Source organism: Nocardia cyriacigeorgica NBRC 100375 (genome assembly GCF_000308555.1).
GTDB lineage: Bacteria > Actinomycetota > Actinomycetes > Mycobacteriales > Mycobacteriaceae > Nocardia > Nocardia cyriacigeorgica.
Window position 1 is genome coordinate 1 of sequence record NZ_BAFY01000008.1, and the last position, 16,505, is coordinate 16,505.

Consider the following 16,505-nt stretch of genomic DNA (forward strand, 5'->3'; position numbering starts at 1 on the left):
CCGGCCGGCGTCCAACGCGCCGACCCGCACCCCGACGACGTCGGCGGCCTCGAACACCAGCACCACGAACTCACTGCCGCACCAGATCCCGGCGATCACCGCCAGCAGCCGCCACGACGGCCGCAACCGTTCGTGCACCCGCGGCAGCGCCGACAAGCCGAGCACGGTGGCGCCGGCCAGATCGGCGAGCACCCGGACCGCGCTTTCGGCCGTCATCGCCGTCAGCGCCCAGGCCAGCAGCACACCGAGCAGCCCGGACGGGACGACCAGCAGTAACGCCGGACGGCGGTCGCGGCCGCCGGTCGTCCGATCGGTCACCGGCCGCTCTTACCGCTGCCCTTGCCGAACAGGCCCGTCCCGAACAACGCGAAGGCCAGCCCGCCGCCGAACAGCACGATCGCGCCGACGATGAACACCCAGATCGGGATGCCGCCGGAATCGCCCTCGCCGGCGTCCGCCGAACCCAGTGCCGGACCGGGGGTTCCGTTGCCAGGGGTGGTGAGGGTGAAGGTGAGCTTGCCTTCAACCGGGTGCCCGTCGGCGGAGGTGACCCGGTAGCCGACCCGGTAGGTGCCCGCCGGACCGAGTTCACCCACGGCGACGCTCACCGTCTTCCCGTCGACCACCGGATCACCCTTGGACCACAGGTGATCGTCGGGGCCCACAACGGTCAGCGAGGGGAAGTTGGGTTGCAGGTTCTCGTTGAAGGTGATGGTGACCCGCTCGGGCCCGGCATCGAGGGTGGCGCCGTCCTCGGGGGAGGTGCCGACCACGGCCGAATGCGCCGAGGCCGGGCCGGCGACGGTAGCACCGACACCGAGGCACACGGCCCCGGCGAGCAGGGCGAGCAGCAGCGCGCGCAGATTCCGGCCGGTCATGACTGCCGTCCCCGGATGACCGAGCCGACACCGAGGCCGAGCCCGAGCAGCCCGGCGGCCAGCCCGAGGCCGCCGAGCCGGCGCGCGGTGGTATCGGTGCCGGAATCACCGGATTCGGCTGCCGCGCTCTGGTTCTCGCTTTCCGTGCCGGTGTTCTCGCTTCCCACGCCGTGCGTGCCGTGCTCGTCGCCGGAGGCCGCGGCCAGGGTGAGCGTCGGGGCGGGATTGCCGGCATGGCCCTGATCGGCGGGCTGATTCCAATCGACGACCTTGCCGTCGCTGTAGGTCTGCTTGGTCGGGAAGCTCACCGAATCCTGCTGCGGCAGTGGGCCCAGCGCCACCGCGAACCGCTGGAACTGGCCGGGGCCGACGCCGGGGTTGCCCGGGTCCGCGGTCCAGGTGACCGCCGTGACCTGGGATTTGTCATTGCGATCGACCTTGGCCGTCCAGCCGGGGATCGGCTCGGTCATGGCGATCGACAGATTCGGCACGGCGACGGTGATGGCGGTGGTGGCGGCGGTCTCCGATTCGGTCGGGACCCGGAAGGTGGCCACCGCCATCGACCCCTGCTTCGCGCCGGGCGCGTCGACGGTGACGTGGGCATTGGCGACACCGGCTGTCACCGCGAGCAGCCCGCCGCCAAGCGCCACCGTGCACACGGCACGCGAAATGAACGTTCTCATGAATGAAGTGCTTTCTCTCCGAAAGGAATCGATGTGTCAGGCCGGGCGCGCCAGGGGCGGGGCGCGCGGGCCTGCGGCACCCATCGGAGACCGGCCGAGCAGCCGCGTCATCGAGTCACCGGCGATCGGCAGTCGGTGCGAGACGGGCGGACTCGGCGCCGCCACCGCGACCCGTACGACAGTCGATATCGCGCGATGCAGCCGCTCGGCGAGCGGGATCAACGCGGCACAGATCAGCGTTGCGGCCAAGTGCGCCAGCAACATCGGAGCCGAGGGCAGCACACCGCCGAGCAGCTCGCCTGCTGGGCCGGTGGCGGCGTGCTCGTGGCTGTAGAGAACGGTCAGGGCGACATGCCCGGCCGCCTGTCCGGCGAGCAGCAACGCCGCTATCGATTCGCGACCCATCGGCCGCGCACCGGCTGCCATCCCGGTAACGGAAGCGGCGATCAGGACCAGCGTCAGTTCCGCCGAGGACGGATAGCCCCCACCGGCGAGCCCGTGCGCGGCGACCGCAAGCGCACCGGCCGACGCGCCGACCAGGAAGCCGCGTGGGCTACCGGTGGTCGGGCGTCGGGACATCGGTGCGGTGGTTCAGCGCACGCCGAGGCGGGCCAGAACGTCGGATTCGATGCCGGTCAGCTCGTCGGCGATGGAGTTGTGCACGGCGCGACGGCGCTGGGCCGGCATCTGGTCGGCGGTGCGCACGGCGGCGGTCAGCGCTTCCAGGCGATTGCGGGTGGCCGCGACGAACTTGTCGCCCTCGCCGTTGTCGCCGGCGCCGACCTTGTCGAGCGCCGCCTCGGTATTGGCGATCCTGGCGTGCAGGCGCGCACCGTGGCCGGTGTATTCGCCGAGCTGATCGACGCCGATACCGAGCTGGTGGGCCTTGCGATTGTCGAGCTGGGCGCGCACCGCGGTGGCGCCACGATAGGCCAGCGGGGCGAGCACCGGCACCAGGATCCTGGCCACGCCGATGTACTTCTTCACCTGTCCGACGCTGAACGGATCGCGCTCGGCCTTGGCAGCGGCCTTCAGCGCGGCCTTCTCCTCCGCCTGCAGTGCGGCGATCTGAGCCTTGGCGACCTTCTTCTGGGTGCGGGTCTCCGCGCGCCGCTGTTTACGATCGTTCTTGGCGGCGAGCTTGGCTTCCAGGGCCGCCTTGTGCTTGAGGGCTTTCGCCTCGGCCCGGCGGCTCGGGCGCCGCTTGCGCTTCGTGAACAACCCCATCGTTGGCCCTCCGTCATGCTGGTTCGCCCTGGCGGCTCGGCGCGCGAAGTTGCCCGTCCGCCCATGTCACACGGTTTGCCGACACCCTATCCGGTCACCACCGGTGGCTGCGAGGGCGGCGGGGCGAACGCCTGCGGCGGGGGAGACGATTCGCGGATGTGTCGGGGGTAGGGACCATACTGCTTACGTGCATCCGGGCAGGGCCGATCGAGAGGGTCGCGAGTTGGACGAGGGAACCGAGCAGGATCGGTCCGTCGCCGCCGCGACCGCGTTTCTCGATGCCAGGGCGCTGATCGGGTGCAGGCACCGGCTGAACATGAACGCCACGCATCCGGAGCTGCTCACCGGCGTCCGCGAGGATGCGGGCGTGCAGCAGCGCCGCGAGGCGGCCGTCGCCCATCGTCAGCGGGTGCGTGACGCCCTGGTTGGTGCCCGCCCGGAACAGTGGGTGGTGATCGATCCGGCGCTGCGCGCGGCCGAGCGCGCCGAATCCACCATGCGCGCCTGCGCGGCGGGAGCGCTGTGCATCTGGGGCGGATTGCTGCCGCAGGAGCCCGATACCGGCCGCCGCGGCGGTGCGGAGATCCTGCTGCGCGATCTGGACCGCGGCGGCTACATCCCGGTGATCGTGGTCAACCACAAGGTCACCGATCCACGCCAGCCCGAACCGGCCGAATTCCACCCGACCACCTCGGATCTGTACCACTGGGATCCACAGCCGGATCCGCATCGCAAACTGCGCCAGCAGCCGCGCGACCAGCAGCGCCTCGCGCACCTCTACCGGATGTTGCAACGGCACGGTCTGGCCAGTCCCGCCCTGGTCGGCGGGGTGATCGGCTACCACTTCGACCGCATCCTCGTCCACGACCTGACCCAGGTGCTCGCCGATTACGACCAGCGCTACGCCGACCGGATCGCGGTGGTGCGCGGTGAGCTGCCAACCGTGCCGTCGAAGGTGCCCGAATGCAGACAGTGCCCGTGGTGGAACCGCGGCGGGGCCGACGGGCGCGGCTGCGAGGGCTGGCTGATCGACCACCGCGACGTCAGCCTGGTCGCGCCGGGCTCGCGCGCCGACGTGCTCCGCGGGCACGGCGTGCAGACCATCGATGATCTGGCCGCCTGGTCCGGGCCCGAACCCGAGGACTGGCAGCACGGGCCGTTCGAGGAGGCCGTGGTCACCGCGCGCGCCTGGATCGCCGGTGCGCCGCTGGTGCGCCGGTTCGACCAGGTGAAGGTGCGCCGCGCCGATGTGGAGGTCGACGTCGACCTGGAGAGTTACCAGGAATTCGGCGCGTACCTGTGGGGCACCCTGCTCGACGGGGTGTACCGGCCGTTCGTCACCTGGGATCCGCTGCCCACCGAGGACGAGGGCCGTTCCTTCGGCGAGTTCTGGACCTGGTTGATGCGGGTGCGCGCGGAGGCCGCCGCAGCGGGTAAAACCTTTGCCGCCTATTGCTATTCGCGCACCGCCGAGGACAAATGGCTGTACGAGTCGGCGCGCCGGTTCGCCGGACAGCCGGGGGTGCCGACGGTGGAGCAGGTGCGTGCCTTCGTCGACTCGCCGCAGTGGGTGGACATGTTCCAGGCCGTCACCGAGCAGTTCATCTGTCCGAACGGCAAGGGCCTCAAGAAGATCGCGCCGGTGGCCGGTTTCGCCTGGCGCGATGCCGAGGCCAATGGCGAGGCCTCGATGAGCTGGTACCGGCTCGCGGTCGGCTACGACGGCGAACCCGATCTCACCCAGCGCACCCGGCTGCTCGAGTACAACGAAGACGATGTGCGCGCCACCATGGTGTTGCGCGAATGGATGTGCCCGCGGGTGCCGGGCCCGCATCGCGCCGAACTCGAAGTCCCGGCGCTGGCCGATTTCGGCCGGGTCGCCGATCTCGCGCAGGTGGGGGACCGCTCGCGGGCGTCTGAGCCGTTCGGCGGCGGCGGTACCATTTCGGCGTGACAGAGCACGTCGAACAACTCGAGTTCCAGGCCGAAACTCATCAGCTGCTCGAGCTGATGATCCACTCGGTCTACTCCAACAAAGACACGTTCCTGCGGGAGCTGATCTCGAACGCTTCCGACGCGCTGGACAAGCTGCGGCTGGAGTCCTACAAGGACAAGGACCTGCACGTCGACACCTCCGACCTGCATATCGAGCTGGAGGTCGACAAGGACGCGCGGGTCCTCACGGTCAGGGACAACGGCATCGGCATGTCGCGCGCCGAGGTGGTGGACCTGATCGGCACGCTCGCCAAGTCGGGCACTGCCCAGCTGCGCAAACAACTCAGCGAGGCCAAATCCGAGGCCGCCGCCGAGGAGCTGATCGGCCAGTTCGGCATCGGCTTCTACTCGACCTTCATGGTCGCCGACAAGGTCACCCTGACCACCCGCCGCGCCGGCGAGACCGAGGCGACCCGCTGGGTGGCCGAGGCCGGAAGCTCCACCTACACCATCGAAACCGTCGACGACGCCCCGCAGGGCACCGCGGTGACTTTGCAGCTCAAGGCGCCCGACGAGGACGATCACCTCTTCGATTACACCCAGGAGTGGAAGCTCCGCGAGATCGTCAAGAAGTACTCCGACTTCATCGCCTGGCCCATCCGTATGGGGGTGGAGCGCACCGTCACCGAGGGTGAGGGCGAGGACAAACAAGAGAAGACGATCGTCGAAGAGCAGACGCTCAACTCCATGAAGGCGCTGTGGACCCGCCCCAAGAGCGAGGTCGGCGACGAGGAGTACAAGGAGTTCTACAAGCACGTCAGCCATGCGTGGGACGAGCCGCTCGAGATCATCCCGCTCAAGGCCGAGGGCACCTTCGAATATCAGGCGCTGCTGTTCATTCCGTCCACGGCGCCGTTCGATCTGTTCACCCGCGAGCACAAGCGCGGGGTGCAGCTCTACGTCAAGCGGGTGTTCATCATGGACAACTGCGAAGAGCTGATGCCCGAGTACCTGCGTTTCGTCAAGGGTGTGGTCGATGCCCAGGACCTCTCGCTCAACGTCTCCCGCGAGATCCTGCAGCAGGACCGCCAGATCCAGATGATCCGCAAGCGCCTGGTCAAGAAGGTGCTGTCGACGGTCAAGGACCTGCAGGGCGCCGAAGACCAGGGCAAGTACCAGACCTTCTGGCGCGAGTTCGGCCGCGTCCTCAAGGAGGGCCTGCTCTCGGACTTCGACAACCGCGACACCATTCTCGAGGTGTCCTCGTTCGCCTCGACGCACTCCGACTCCGAGCTCACCACGCTCGCGCAGTACGTGGAGCGGATGAAGGACGGCCAGGACTCGATCTACTACATGACCGGCGAGTCCCGCCAGCAGGTGGAGAGCTCGCCGCATCTCGAGGCGTTCCAGGCCAAGGGTCTGGAGGTGCTGATCCTGACCGATCCGGTCGACGAGATGTGGGTCGGCTCGGTGCCGGAGTTCGACGGCAAGCCGTTCAAGTCCATCGCCAAGGGCGAGGTGGACCTGGAGACCGAAGAGGAGAAGAAGGAGTCCGAGCAGCTGCGTGAGCAGCAGGACAAGGAGTTCGCCGAGCTGCTGAGCTGGCTGGGCAAGACCCTCGAAGACAACGTCAAGGAGGTGCGCCTGACCAACCGGCTCACCACCTCACCGGCCTGCCTGGTCGGCGACGTCTTCGACTTCACTCCGATGCTCGAGCGGATGTACCGGGCCTCGGGCCAGGCGCTGCCGGAGACCAAGCGCATCCTCGAGCTGAACCCCACCCACCCACTGGTGACCGGCCTGCGTGAGGCCTACGACTCGCGCAAGCAGGACGCCGATGAGGGCAAGGTCCCCGAGCTCACCGAGACCGCCGAACTGCTGTACGGCACCGCGGTGCTGGCCGAGGGCGGCGAGCTGAAGGATCCGGCGAAGTTCGCCCACATCCTCACCGATCGGCTCACTCGCACACTCTGATCGGCGGCCGGGGTTCGAGGTGATCGATCCCGGCCGGCAGCTGATCGGTCACCGCCATGGACGGCCCGATCGCTGGAGCGAGACCGGACAAGGGCGAGGACGGTGCGTGCCGTCCTCGCCCTCGTCGGTTATCGCTAACTTCCGGTTACCCAGTGCCGCATGGGAAATGAGCCTCACCTGCCCACCGGTAAGGGGTGACGCGTCCTTGCTTTGTGCTGCGGTTTGTAATAGCCCAGCAGGGACGGCGATTGATCCCGTTGGAGTGCGCAGCGCACTCCGGACAGGAGATCGACCATGCCGACCACGATTTCGCGCGGGCGCAGCATACGTCTCGCAGTCGGGCGGACCGCTTTGCTGGGAGCCGTCGCGCTGGCGCCCGTGGTGGCGGCGGCTTCCGCGTATTCCACGCCGGCCGAACCGACCATCACTGAGCCGACCACTACCGCGCCGACCACGACGGCCCCGCCCACGTCAGCGCCGACGACCACAACGCCGACCACGATCACGTCGACGCCGGAGCACAAGCCGCCGAAGTCCTGCCCGGACGGCGGGTTCGATATGGGCACGGGTTGCCCACCTTCGCAGACCGACCCCTACGGTCCCGACGGATACGACGTGCACGGCTACGACCGGTTCGGCTATGACCGATTCGGTTACGACCGTTCCGGCTACGACGCCTTCGGCCGGGATCGCTTCGGCTACGATCGCCGCGGCATCGGCCGTGACGGATACACCCGTGAGGGTTGCGCCGCCGACGGTAAGCATCGCCCGGACGCCGACCGCGCGGCGTGCGATCGCTGGCGGCGCCCGCCGACCGGTAGCGCGGGGTAGGGAGTTCGCGGTCTGCGCCCCACGCCGCCTCTGCCGCGTTCCGCTCTGCCGCGTTCCGCATGTCTCCGCTGCGGGCGCCGCAGTCTCTGCCGCCATCCCGCAGTCTCTGTCGCGCGCAAAACGCCCGCCGACCCGCGGTGAGCGGGCGGGCGGGCGTCGAATGCCTGGCAGCGCAAAACCCTGCCCGGCCGTGCTGGTGCGAAATTACCGCGGCGCCATGCGCAGCGCGCCGTCCATGCGGATGGTCTCGCCGTTGAGGTAGTCGTGCTCGACGATGTACTGCGACAGCTGCGCATACTCGTCCGGGCGGCCCAGCCGCGACGGGAACGGCACGCCTGCCTCGAGGCCCTTGCGGTACTCCTCGGTGACGCCGGCCAGCATCGGGGTGTCGATGATGCCGGGGGCGATGGTGTTCACCCGGATGCCGAACTGGGCCAGGTCACGCGCGGCCGGAACGGTCATGCCGTGCACGCCGCCCTTGGAGGCCGAGTAGGCGATCTGGCCGATCTGGCCCTCGAACGCGGCGACCGAGGCGGTGTTGATGACCACGCCGCGCTGGCCGTACTCGTCGACCGGGTCGGTCTTGGCGATGGCGTCGGCGGCCAGGCGCATCACGTTGAAGGTGCCGAGCAGGTTGACCGTGATGACGGTGCGGAACAGCTCCAGATCGTGCGGGCCGTTCTTGGACAGGATGCGACCGGCCCAGCCGACGCCGGCGCAGTTGACCACGACGCGCAGCGGCGCGCCGGACTCGACGACCTTCGCGACGGCGGCGCTGACCTCGTCGTTGCTGGTCACGTCGGCCGGAAGGAGGGTGACACCGGCGGGCACGTTGTCGCCGGCCCGCTCGATCGACTGCGGCACGTCGAGTCCGAAGACGGTGGCGCCCAGCTCGGCGAAACGCTTGGCGGTGGCGGCGCCGAGGCCGGACGCGCCTCCGGTGACAATGGCGGCGGAACCCGAAATCTCCACGATGGTCCTCTCGTTCGTGACAAGCCAGTTGGCCCTTCGTCAATTTGCACCCTAACGGGTCACCGATGAGGCGCGGATCACGACTCCCTGGCGCCGGGGCCGCGCGGTCGACGCGTTTTGCGAACACTGATGTTCGCTGATGGTACGGTCGGCCGCATGACGTCGATATTTGGTGGGTCGGTCGCCGGCCGCCGGGTGCTGATCACCGGTGCGGCCCGCGGCATCGGAGCCGCGCTGGCCAGGCAGTTGTCCGCGCACGGCGCGAAGGTGGGGCTGCTCGGACTCGAGCCGGAACTCCTGGCGGAGGTGGCGCGCGAGTGCGGCGAGGTGCCGTGGCGCTATTGCGATGTGAGCGACCGCGAGCAGGTGGACGCCGCGGTCGAGGCCGTGGTCGGTGAACTGGGTGGGCTCGACGCGATAGTCGCCAATGCCGGTGTGGCCAAACAGCTTCCGCTTATCGGTGGGGATCCGGAGGTGATGGAGCGAACGCTGGCCGTCAACGTCCTCGGTGTGTACTACACGGTGCGCGCAGCGGGCCCGCACATCTCCCATCCCGAGGGGTACGCGCTGGTGGTCTCCTCGCTGGCGGCGGCGGTGCACCTGCCGTTGCTCGGCGCCTACAGCGCGTCCAAGGCCGCCGTCGAGGCGCTCGGTGACACCCTGCGCCACGAGCTGCGCCATACCGGGGCGAAGGTCGGCGTCGCGTACTTCGCCGAACTCGACACCGATATGACCGCGCGCGGATTCGGCACCGACGCCGCGCGCTCGCTGCTCGGCCGCAGCACCGTGTCCGGCGTGGCGCCGCTGGGCCCGGCCATCGATGCCGTCGAACAGGCGATCGCGCGCAGGCGCCGTCAGGTGGTTTCGCCCTGGTGGGTGCGGTTCGTGCTGCCGTTCCGCCCGATCGCGCAGCGGGTCACCGAACTGGCATTGCGGCGCGGAGTCGACGAGGCGGTGCGCATCGCCCGCACCGAAGCGGCACCCTTCACGACCGAGCAGCCCGCGCGAACCAGCAGAATGGGTCAGCACCCGCCCGACCGAACACCGGAGTAGCCACCCATGACCGACCCGGCCACCAGTCTCCGCCAGCTGCCGCGCGGCAGGCACGGTCTGCCCCGGGAGCAGGTCATCGCCTCCCAGCGGGAGCGGATTCTGCAAGCGATGGGTGCAGCGATGGTCGACAACGGTTATGTCGGAACGTCGGTCGCGGCGATCCTGAAGAAGGCAGGGGTCTCCCGGGAGACCTTCTATGAGCAATTCCGTTCCAAGGAAGACTGTTTCGAGGCCGCCTATGAACGGGCGGTCGGCCAGCTGCTCGACCGGATCGCCGAAACCGATGCTGCCGCAGCTGATCCCGGCGACCCCGCGCACATCGACCCCGTCGAGCGGATGCGCCGGCTTTTCGGCACATACCTGCAGCACCTTGCCGACGATCCGGCCAGCGCCCGGCTGTTCCTGGTGGAGGTCTACGCCGTCGGAGCGAAGGCCGTCGCCCGGCGCATCGAGCTGCAGGACCTGTTCGTGGAACGGATCGCCGAGGTGCTCGACGCCCGTACCCCGGAACAACGCTTCGCCTGCCGCACCCTGGCCGCGGCGGTCGGCGCGATGGTGACGGGCAAGATCGCGACCGACGACCTGCCGGGTCTGCTCGAGCTGCGCGAACCCCTGCTCGAGCTCGTCGTCCGCGGCGGGCAGCTGTATGGGCAGGCGCTGGCGCGCGGGTGAAGTCCGGCTGTCTCGGGCCGGTCATCTGTCGGCCGCCGGGGCTGCCGGTCGGGGCCGATCGGCGGGCACGGACACAGTCGCGGCCAGTTGCGGTAGAGGTGCTCTCGGACCAACGCCAGGCGTGTCATGACTGAACTGATAGATCAGCGAACGGCGTGCCGCGGCGTCAGTGCAGCTCCTCGGCAGGCTGCTCTGATCCGTCCGCTGCCGCGATGGTCTCGGCGTCGGCCCGGCGCCGGCTCAGAACGTAGAACACCGCACCAGCGACAACCGGCACGATGACCGCGATGGCCGCACCCGGCAGCGTGCCCAGCTCCGGCCAGACGATGCCGGTGAGCGTCAGCGAACCGAAGAACAAGAACAGCAGGCCCGAACCGATGCCGATGGCGCGTTCGGGCAGATGCTTGCCGACCAGGATGCCGACCGCGATGGCCAGTGCGTCCGCGGCGACCATGCCGATTGTGGAGCCGAGCCAGACTCCGGCCCAGTCGTAATCGGTGGCCAATGCCGCGGTCGCGAACATGGTGCGATCGCCGAGTTCGGCCAGCAGGAATGCCGAGAGCACCACAAGGAACGGTGCGGCGGTGGTGAAACGGGAGATCTTGGGCGTGGCCTCGGCGTCGTCCTCGGGGACGAGGTGCTCGCGCAGCGTCCACACGCCGACGGCGAGGAAGGTGAGCGCCGCGACCAGCGCGATCGCCGTGGTCGGCAGGGCCGAGCCGAGGAAATGGCCGACCGCGACCGAGATGACGTGCACCGCGGCGGTGGCGGCGGCGATTCCGCCGAGCACCACCCACCAGCGATAGCGCAGCGCGAACGTCAGCGCCATCAGCTGGGACTTGTCACCGAGTTCGGCGAGGAAGACGATGCCGATACTCAGCAATACGGTGGCGATCATATGGTGTGTACTCCCGGGCTCCGGCCAGTCGGCCGGAAAACGGGACGCCTCCGGCCGACAACGAAAGGTTGTCTCGGCCGAAGGTCTCGCCCACCGGAGGGACTCCGGTTCACGCAGCCGGACCCGCGCCACGGACGGCGCCGGATCAGTATGTCGACTACGCGATTGGGGGCTACTCCCCTTCGCTGTGGCCGACTCTACCCGCACCGGCATCGCGACGGCAACTCACTGTTGTCGAAATCGCAATGCGCACAATAAGTTTGGCGATCCGCGCGGCAGGTTTCGGGTTCCCTTACGCGGCGAGCAGCATAGCCAGAACCGCGGTATCGGGATCGCTGATCGGATCCAGCCCGACCCGGCTGACCAGCGAGGTCACCGTTCCGTCCAGTTCGGCCTCGGCCCACGCGGCCCGGTGTTCCAGCCCCAGATGCGGTATGCCGGGCAGCAGTACGCAGCCGGAGGCGGCACCATTGCATTCGGGTAGCGACGGGTTGGTTTCCGACGGCGGATGCAGCATCAGCAGGGCCGCGGGCACATGTTCGGCAAACTTGCCCGGCGTCACCGCGGACTCGCCGAGTACCGGTCCCTCGGCCACCACCATCCCGACAGTGCCCGGCTCGGGATCATCGGGCAGATCCTCCCGTGCGCCGAAGACCGTCGAGGTGGACAGCAGCCCTGGCAGGCTGGCCACCCGCACCGCGAGCACCAGCAGTTGCGCCCATTCCTTGGTGGTGTCGGGCCAACGCCCGGAGATGACGAACCCGCGCAGCGATCCGCGCGCGTGGAACGGCGTGACACCGATTTGACCTTCACTGCGCATGAGGCCTCCCGTCATGGAACCGGGGGCGGCATTGCCCGTCCTCGAATTGTGGACTTGAAGAATGAACCCGAAGCCATCTGGCACACAAGTACCAAAGAGTGCTAGGCGGTCTGGACAAGCCCTGCCGGAATGACATCCACCTGCGGAAATGCACAGGGCCGCGACATCCGATGATGTCGCGGCCCCGGGTGCGTCGGGTGCTTTACCCGAAGATCAGGCCCTTGCCCTGGTTGACGGCCTTGGCGAAGCGGTCCTGCACGTCGGCCCAGTTGACGACGTTCCAGAACGCGGTCACGTAGTCGGCCTTGACGTTCTTGTACTGCAGGTAGAAGGCGTGCTCCCACATGTCGACCTGCAGCAGCGGAATGATGCCGAGCGGCACGTTGGCCTGCTGGTCGTAGAGCTGGAAGGTCAGCAGCTTCTGGCCGAGGATGTCGTAGCCGAGCACCGCCCAGCCCGAGCCCTGCAGGCCGTTGGCCGCGGCGGTGAACTGCGCGCGGAACTTGTCGAACGAGCCGAACTGATCGTCGATGGCCGCGGCCAGCTCGCCGACCGGCTTGTCGCCACCGTTGGGGGACAGGTTCTTCCACCAGATGGAGTGGTTGACGTGTCCGCCGAGGTGGAACGCGAGGTTCTTCTCGTGCAGGAAGATGGCGCTGTGGTCGCCGGCCTCACGGGCGGCTTCCAGCTTCTCCAGTGCCGTGTTGGCACCGGCGACGTAGGCGGCGTGGTGCTTGGAATGGTGCAGCTCGTTGATCTGCCCGGAGATGTGGGGTTCCAGGGCGCTGTAGTCGTAATCCAGATCCGGCAGCGTGTACTCAGCCACGATGTCCCTTCCTTGTCGGGCCGCGCACTCGCGAACCTCGCGAGCGCTCTCGACCATCATTCGTACACCCGATCGGTTCCAACTTGCCCGGATGCCCCGGCATTCCGGTGACGGTGCTCACTCGGGCGGGGCCGGGCGCTGCCGCGTCACGGACATCGGCGAGCAGTAAGAACCGCACTCGTAGCATCGAACCATGCCGGGAAGCGACTAACTAGTCGGGCGGTCCGGGCTGTGGATCGCGGGTGCGGCCGTGCGGGCATGTCGAACCGTTCGCCGGTGCGTATACCCATTTCGGGAATGTCTATCGGGAAACGCCGATGCCGCATACCGGTTCGGCCCGATATGCGGCATCCGCTCGTCGATGGCGGGCTCAGAGCGGCGGCGCGATCCCCGATCGCCGGGTGCGCGGATCGCCCGCGTCGTGCGCCTCCCACCAGCGCCGGCCGCCGGCGATGAACTCCGGCAGCGGGATCTGCTTGCCGCGCGGATCGTGGATGGTGATGCTGTCGAACCAGACCCGGACGTCGAGTTCGCGCGGATCGAGACCTTCCTCCTGGGAGAACTCGAGCACATGTGGCGAGACGCGCTGATCGATCATGGTGTCGAAGCTCAGCAGCTCGCTCCACAGCGACCAGCTGCTGTCATCGATGTCGATGAACTCCCAGCCGTGCAGCCTGCCGCCGCCGAAACTGGTGATGGCATCGCCGAGCCCATCCAGTTCCACCGGCAGCACGGTGGGTTCGACGTCGTCCCAGCGGTGGATGCGCAGCGAGGCGGCGACCCGGCTGACGCCGTGGAAGGTCATCCTGACCTTGATGTCGGCAGGTGTGGATTCCTGCGCGGGCAGTGTGAGTACTTCGAGGTCGAGTTCGAGTCGGCCGGTGTCGGCATCGACGGTGAGACCGAGGCACGCGGCCTCCCTCAGTGCGATGTCTATTCCGGCGGTGTCCAATCCGTCAAGTAGCCCCCTGCTCGAGTTCATAGCGCCAGGCTACCGAGATCGCCGCCCAGATCGGCGCATTTCAAGTTTTCACTAGAGTTGTCGTTTTTTTATGGAACCGAATCCGGGTCGCTTCCGTCCAAGTACATGTCGGGAGCTTCGACGGCGCAGCTCCCGCACAGGCGGCGGATGACCGCTCCGGGATGGCTGGAGGGGAGTCCCGGATCGGTCGTTCGCAACCGTCGCCCGGTGATCGCCCAGTTGAAGCCGCGATAGCGTCATCCTGTGGACGATGCGCTCGCCGATAGCTGACACCTGTGGATCAGGTTGTGGAATCTGTGGATAACTACACCGACTTATCCACAGACCCCCGGAAATCGGGGCACCGGTCGGGAGTCGGCGCGGCATAACCTACGCGGGGACTGATGCTTCGGCGCGTACCAGGGTCCAGTGTTCGCGTCGATGGGCGGGCACGGAAGTCCGCGATCGTACGGCACCCATGGCAGGATCGAACACGTGACGAGCTCCGAGGTCCCGACGGTACCGCTGAACGAGGTGCCAGGTGAATTCGACGACAGTGTGCGCGCTGCCGCGGAGAAGGCCGGCGCGATCCTGCTCGACGTGCGCGAGCCCGACGAGTGGGAGCTCGGCCACGCACCCGGCGCGGTCCACATCCCGGTGGACGACATCCCGGCCCGGCTGGACGAACTGGACTACGACGCTCAGCTCTACGTCATCTGCCGGCAGGGCGGCCGGTCCTTCGAGGCGGTCAAGTACCTGACCCACGTCGGATTCGACGCCGTGTGCGTCGTCGGCGGCATGGTGGAGTGGCAGCGCACGGGCCGCCCGCTGGTCGGCGAGGGCGAGCACGAGCCCAAGATCTACTGACGAAAGAGCGAGGTGCGACGGCATGAGTACGGTGGTGCAACCCTGTGCGCGCTGCGGCGCGCGCTGGGCCGTACAACAGGCGGCGCCGATGCACTGGTGCCCGCGTTGCCGTGGCGTGCTGCTCTCGCCGGGCCCGATCGACGCCCCCGCCGAACGGCGTAACTACCGGTGGGTCGCCCGCAGGCCTGATCATCGTCCACGCGGCTCCGTCGCACCCGGCCGCACCGGACCGACCCCCACCCCGCACTACACCGAGGTCCCGCGCTGGGGACTGCGCGACGAACCGGCCCGCGAACCCGTCGCCGCTCGGCCACCGCTGAGTGTGCTGGCCGGCTGGCTGCCCGCGCTGCTGATTGCGACGGCGCTGATGTTCGCCATCGCGGCCGGCTCCGAACTCGGTCGTTATCTGCTGTTGCTGCGCAACCGCACCTATCTGATCGATCCGTTGCTGTTGAAGTTCTCCGACGCGATGGTCAATGCCTCCGCGCTGTTCGCGGCGGTGCTGGCCTTGCTCGCCGCGGTCGCAGCGGTCGGCTGGCTGATCCAGGCGCGTCGGGCGGTCTACGAAGGCCGGGGCCTGCGCGATCCGCGGTCGCCGCGGATGCTGGTGCTCGGCTGTGTGATTCCCGTGGTCAACCTGCTGTGGCCGGGTGTGTTCCTGAGCGAGATGGTGGCGGGCCGCGACGATCCGCGGCCGCTGCGCGCCGTGCGCGTGTGGTGGGCGATCTGGCTGTTCGGTGGGCTCTGCGCGGCCGCCGCGCTGGCCTGGCGCGGCGCCGACTCGCTACAGGCCGAGGCCGACGGTGTGCTGTTCACCGCGTTCACCGACGCCGTCGCCGTCGCGGTGGCGGTGGCGACGCTGTGGGTAGTGCGGATGGTGGAGGGCCGCGATCTGCTCGGGCGCGCTCATACCGCGCATCGCTGGGTGGTGGCCGCGGACCCGGCGGTGCCTGTCATCGAACCGGTGCAGCCGGGATCGGCTACCGTCGCAGCCCGGGCCGACGCGGAAACAGGCCGGGACGACGCCGTCGCGGAGCCCTCGGCCGCGAGCCCGGCGGCGGCCGATCGTGAGCATCAGGAGCAGGAGGTCGTGGCGAAGTGAGCCAGCCCAATCGCGCACCGTTCGTCGTCGCCCATCGCGGCGCGTCCGCCGAACGCCCCGAGCACACCCTCGCCGCCTACGAGCTGGCCCTGCAAGAGGGCGCCGACGGTGTCGAATGCGACGTCCGGCTCACCAGGGACGGGCATCTGGTCTGCGTGCACGACCGCACCGTCGACCGCACCTCCTCGGGCACCGGTCTGGTCAGCGAACTCACCCTGGACGAGTTGAAGGCCCTCGACTTCGGCACCGCCGGCGAACCCGCCTCGGTGCTCACCCTGGCCGAGCTCATCTCCCTGGTGCTCGATTGGCGCAGCCGCCCGACCAAACTGTTCATCGAGACCAAGCACCCGGTGCGCTACGGCGCGCTGGTGGAGAACAAGCTGCTGGCCGAACTGCAGCGCTTCGGCATCGCCACCCCGGCCTCGGCCGACCACTCCAGGGCCGTGGTCATGTCGTTCGCCGCCACCGCGGTCTGGCGGATCCGTCGCGCCGCGCCGCTGCTGCCGACCGTGCTGCTCGGCGAGTCCTCGCGCTACCTGGGTGGCAGCGCGGCCACGACGGTCGGCGCCACCGCTGTCGGCCCGTCGGTGAAGACCCTGCGCGAGCATCCCGACCTGGTGGACAAGGCGGCCGCCGCCGGCCGCGCCACCTACTGCTGGACCGTCGACGACCCCGACGACGTGCGGCTGTGCGCCGACCTAGGCGTCAGCTGGGTCGCGACCAATCATCCGGGGCGGACCAAGGCCCTGCTGGCCACCGCCTGAGCCGGTGGAAGACGGCGTCGGTGCCGAGAGCGTGGCGCGCGG

18 protein-coding genes and 1 pseudogene are annotated in these 16,505 nt (G+C 68.8%); 8 read left to right on the forward strand and 11 right to left on the reverse strand.

Going from position 1 to position 16,505, the window contains the following annotated elements; translation table 11 throughout:
- The 5 genes and pseudogenes from RJ05_RS00430 to RJ05_RS00455 form a co-directional block, all read right to left on the reverse strand.
- A pseudogene (locus tag RJ05_RS00430) lies at positions 1-318 on the reverse strand (copper resistance protein CopD); the annotation flags it as partial.
- The gene (locus tag RJ05_RS00435) at positions 315-878 is read right to left on the reverse strand and encodes a copper resistance CopC family protein (RefSeq protein ID WP_036531597.1); all 564 of its coding nucleotides are present in this window, start codon (positions 876-878) and stop codon (positions 315-317) included. The pseudogene RJ05_RS00430 and the gene RJ05_RS00435, both read right to left, overlap by 4 nt.
- The gene (locus RJ05_RS00440; RefSeq protein WP_036531599.1) at positions 875-1,561 is read right to left on the reverse strand and encodes a YcnI family copper-binding membrane protein; all 687 of its coding nucleotides are present in this window, start codon (positions 1,559-1,561) and stop codon (positions 875-877) included. The genes RJ05_RS00435 and RJ05_RS00440 overlap by 4 nt, the downstream gene beginning before the upstream one ends.
- Positions 1,562-1,597: 36 nt before the next feature.
- Positions 1,598-2,140, reverse strand: coding sequence for a hypothetical protein (locus RJ05_RS00450; protein ID WP_051016013.1), 543 nt, complete (start codon positions 2,138-2,140; stop codon positions 1,598-1,600).
- 12 nt (positions 2,141-2,152) lie between these two features.
- Positions 2,153-2,788, reverse strand: a complete 636-nt coding sequence (locus RJ05_RS00455; RefSeq protein ID WP_036531602.1) for a DUF6474 family protein — start codon at positions 2,786-2,788, stop codon at positions 2,153-2,155.
- Between the two features lie 316 nt (positions 2,789-3,104).
- On the opposite strand from RJ05_RS00455, the gene RJ05_RS00460 reads away from it, so the two are divergent.
- Both RJ05_RS00460 and htpG read left to right on the forward strand, forming a co-directional pair.
- A complete protein-coding gene (locus tag RJ05_RS00460) occupies positions 3,105-4,742 on the forward strand; it encodes a TM0106 family RecB-like putative nuclease (RefSeq protein ID WP_228790012.1) in 1,638 nt (545 codons plus the stop codon).
- Entirely contained in the window at positions 4,739-6,697 is a 1,959-nt protein-coding gene (gene htpG / locus RJ05_RS00465; RefSeq protein ID WP_036531605.1) for a molecular chaperone HtpG, read from the forward strand. The genes RJ05_RS00460 and htpG overlap by 4 nt, the downstream gene beginning before the upstream one ends.
- Before the next feature lie 173 nt (positions 6,698-6,870).
- Here the strand turns inward: htpG and RJ05_RS00470 are convergent, their stop codons facing one another.
- Positions 6,871-7,263 (reverse strand): hypothetical protein, encoded by a 393-nt coding sequence (locus tag RJ05_RS00470; protein ID WP_138445534.1) that lies wholly within the window; start codon positions 7,261-7,263, stop codon positions 6,871-6,873.
- On the opposite strand from RJ05_RS00470, the gene RJ05_RS00475 reads away from it, so the two are divergent.
- Complete coding sequence (locus tag RJ05_RS00475; RefSeq protein WP_051016015.1) at positions 7,256-7,528, forward strand: hypothetical protein; 273 nt, start codon at positions 7,256-7,258, stop codon at positions 7,526-7,528. The genes RJ05_RS00470 and RJ05_RS00475 overlap by 8 nt on opposite strands.
- 204 nt (positions 7,529-7,732) lie before the next feature.
- Here the strand turns inward: RJ05_RS00475 and RJ05_RS00480 are convergent, their stop codons facing one another.
- Entirely contained in the window at positions 7,733-8,500 is a 768-nt protein-coding gene (locus RJ05_RS00480) for an SDR family NAD(P)-dependent oxidoreductase (protein WP_036531610.1), read from the reverse strand.
- Positions 8,501-8,656: 156 nt separating this feature from the next.
- On the opposite strand from RJ05_RS00480, the gene RJ05_RS00485 reads away from it, so the two are divergent.
- Positions 8,657-9,553: an SDR family NAD(P)-dependent oxidoreductase gene (locus tag RJ05_RS00485; protein ID WP_036531659.1), complete on the forward strand. Its 897-nt coding sequence runs from the start codon at positions 8,657-8,659 to the stop codon at positions 9,551-9,553.
- 6 nt (positions 9,554-9,559) lie between these two features.
- Complete coding sequence (locus RJ05_RS00490) at positions 9,560-10,225, forward strand: TetR/AcrR family transcriptional regulator (protein WP_036531612.1); 666 nt, start codon at positions 9,560-9,562, stop codon at positions 10,223-10,225.
- A 166-nt stretch (positions 10,226-10,391) separates the two neighbouring features.
- Here RJ05_RS00490 and RJ05_RS00495 read toward each other — a convergent pair whose 3' ends face one another.
- From RJ05_RS00495 to RJ05_RS00510, 4 genes are all read right to left on the reverse strand, one after another.
- Positions 10,392-11,123 carry a TMEM165/GDT1 family protein gene (locus tag RJ05_RS00495; protein ID WP_036531616.1) on the reverse strand — a complete coding sequence of 244 codons (732 nt, stop codon included), beginning with the start codon at positions 11,121-11,123 and terminating at the stop codon, positions 10,392-10,394.
- Between the two features lie 292 nt (positions 11,124-11,415).
- Complete coding sequence (locus RJ05_RS00500; RefSeq protein ID WP_036531662.1) at positions 11,416-11,943, reverse strand: hypothetical protein; 528 nt, start codon at positions 11,941-11,943, stop codon at positions 11,416-11,418.
- A gap of 202 nt (positions 11,944-12,145) precedes the next feature.
- The gene (locus RJ05_RS00505) at positions 12,146-12,769 is read right to left on the reverse strand and encodes a superoxide dismutase (RefSeq protein ID WP_036531664.1); all 624 of its coding nucleotides are present in this window, start codon (positions 12,767-12,769) and stop codon (positions 12,146-12,148) included.
- Between the two features lie 370 nt (positions 12,770-13,139).
- On the reverse strand, positions 13,140-13,751 hold the full coding sequence (locus tag RJ05_RS00510; protein WP_036531618.1) for a hypothetical protein: 612 nt from the start codon (positions 13,749-13,751) through the stop codon (positions 13,140-13,142).
- 474 nt (positions 13,752-14,225) lie between these two features.
- Between RJ05_RS00510 and RJ05_RS00515 the strand changes: the two genes are divergently transcribed.
- The 3 genes from RJ05_RS00515 to RJ05_RS00525 are packed head-to-tail and all read left to right on the forward strand — an operon-like array spanning position 14,226 to position 16,463.
- Positions 14,226-14,597, forward strand: a complete 372-nt coding sequence (locus RJ05_RS00515) for a rhodanese-like domain-containing protein (protein ID WP_036531621.1) — start codon at positions 14,226-14,228, stop codon at positions 14,595-14,597.
- Between the two features lie 22 nt (positions 14,598-14,619).
- Positions 14,620-15,699 (forward strand): DUF4328 domain-containing protein, encoded by a 1,080-nt coding sequence (locus tag RJ05_RS00520; protein WP_036531624.1) that lies wholly within the window; start codon positions 14,620-14,622, stop codon positions 15,697-15,699.
- A complete protein-coding gene (locus tag RJ05_RS00525) occupies positions 15,696-16,463 on the forward strand; it encodes a glycerophosphodiester phosphodiesterase (RefSeq protein WP_036531626.1) in 768 nt (255 codons plus the stop codon). Before RJ05_RS00520 ends, RJ05_RS00525 begins: the two co-directional genes overlap by 4 nt.
- The last annotated feature ends 42 nt before the right edge of the window (positions 16,464-16,505 follow it).

Bases quoted from the DNA above. Each gene is read 5' to 3' on its own strand.
- RJ05_RS00435 (WP_036531597.1), bottom strand. From the start codon at position 878: ATGACCGGCCGGAATCTGCGCGCGCTGCTGCTCGCCCTGCTCGCCGGG.
- RJ05_RS00440 (WP_036531599.1), bottom strand. From the start codon at position 1,561: ATGAGAACGTTCATTTCGCGTGCCGTGTGCACGGTGGCGCTTGGCGGC.
- RJ05_RS00450 (WP_051016013.1), bottom strand. From the start codon at position 2,140: ATGTCCCGACGCCCGACCACCGGTAGCCCACGCGGCTTCCTGGTCGGC.
- RJ05_RS00455 (WP_036531602.1), bottom strand. From the start codon at position 2,788: ATGGGGTTGTTCACGAAGCGCAAGCGGCGCCCGAGCCGCCGGGCCGAG.
- RJ05_RS00460 (WP_228790012.1), top strand. From the start codon at position 3,105: ATGAACGCCACGCATCCGGAGCTGCTCACCGGCGTCCGCGAGGATGCG.
- RJ05_RS00475 (WP_051016015.1), top strand. From the start codon at position 7,256: ATGGGCACGGGTTGCCCACCTTCGCAGACCGACCCCTACGGTCCCGAC.
- RJ05_RS00485 (WP_036531659.1), top strand. From the start codon at position 8,657: ATGACGTCGATATTTGGTGGGTCGGTCGCCGGCCGCCGGGTGCTGATC.
- RJ05_RS00490 (WP_036531612.1), top strand. From the start codon at position 9,560: ATGACCGACCCGGCCACCAGTCTCCGCCAGCTGCCGCGCGGCAGGCAC.
- RJ05_RS00495 (WP_036531616.1), bottom strand. From the start codon at position 11,123: ATGATCGCCACCGTATTGCTGAGTATCGGCATCGTCTTCCTCGCCGAA.
- RJ05_RS00500 (WP_036531662.1), bottom strand. From the start codon at position 11,943: ATGCGCAGTGAAGGTCAAATCGGTGTCACGCCGTTCCACGCGCGCGGA.
- RJ05_RS00510 (WP_036531618.1), bottom strand. From the start codon at position 13,751: ATGAACTCGAGCAGGGGGCTACTTGACGGATTGGACACCGCCGGAATA.
- RJ05_RS00520 (WP_036531624.1), top strand. From the start codon at position 14,620: ATGAGTACGGTGGTGCAACCCTGTGCGCGCTGCGGCGCGCGCTGGGCC.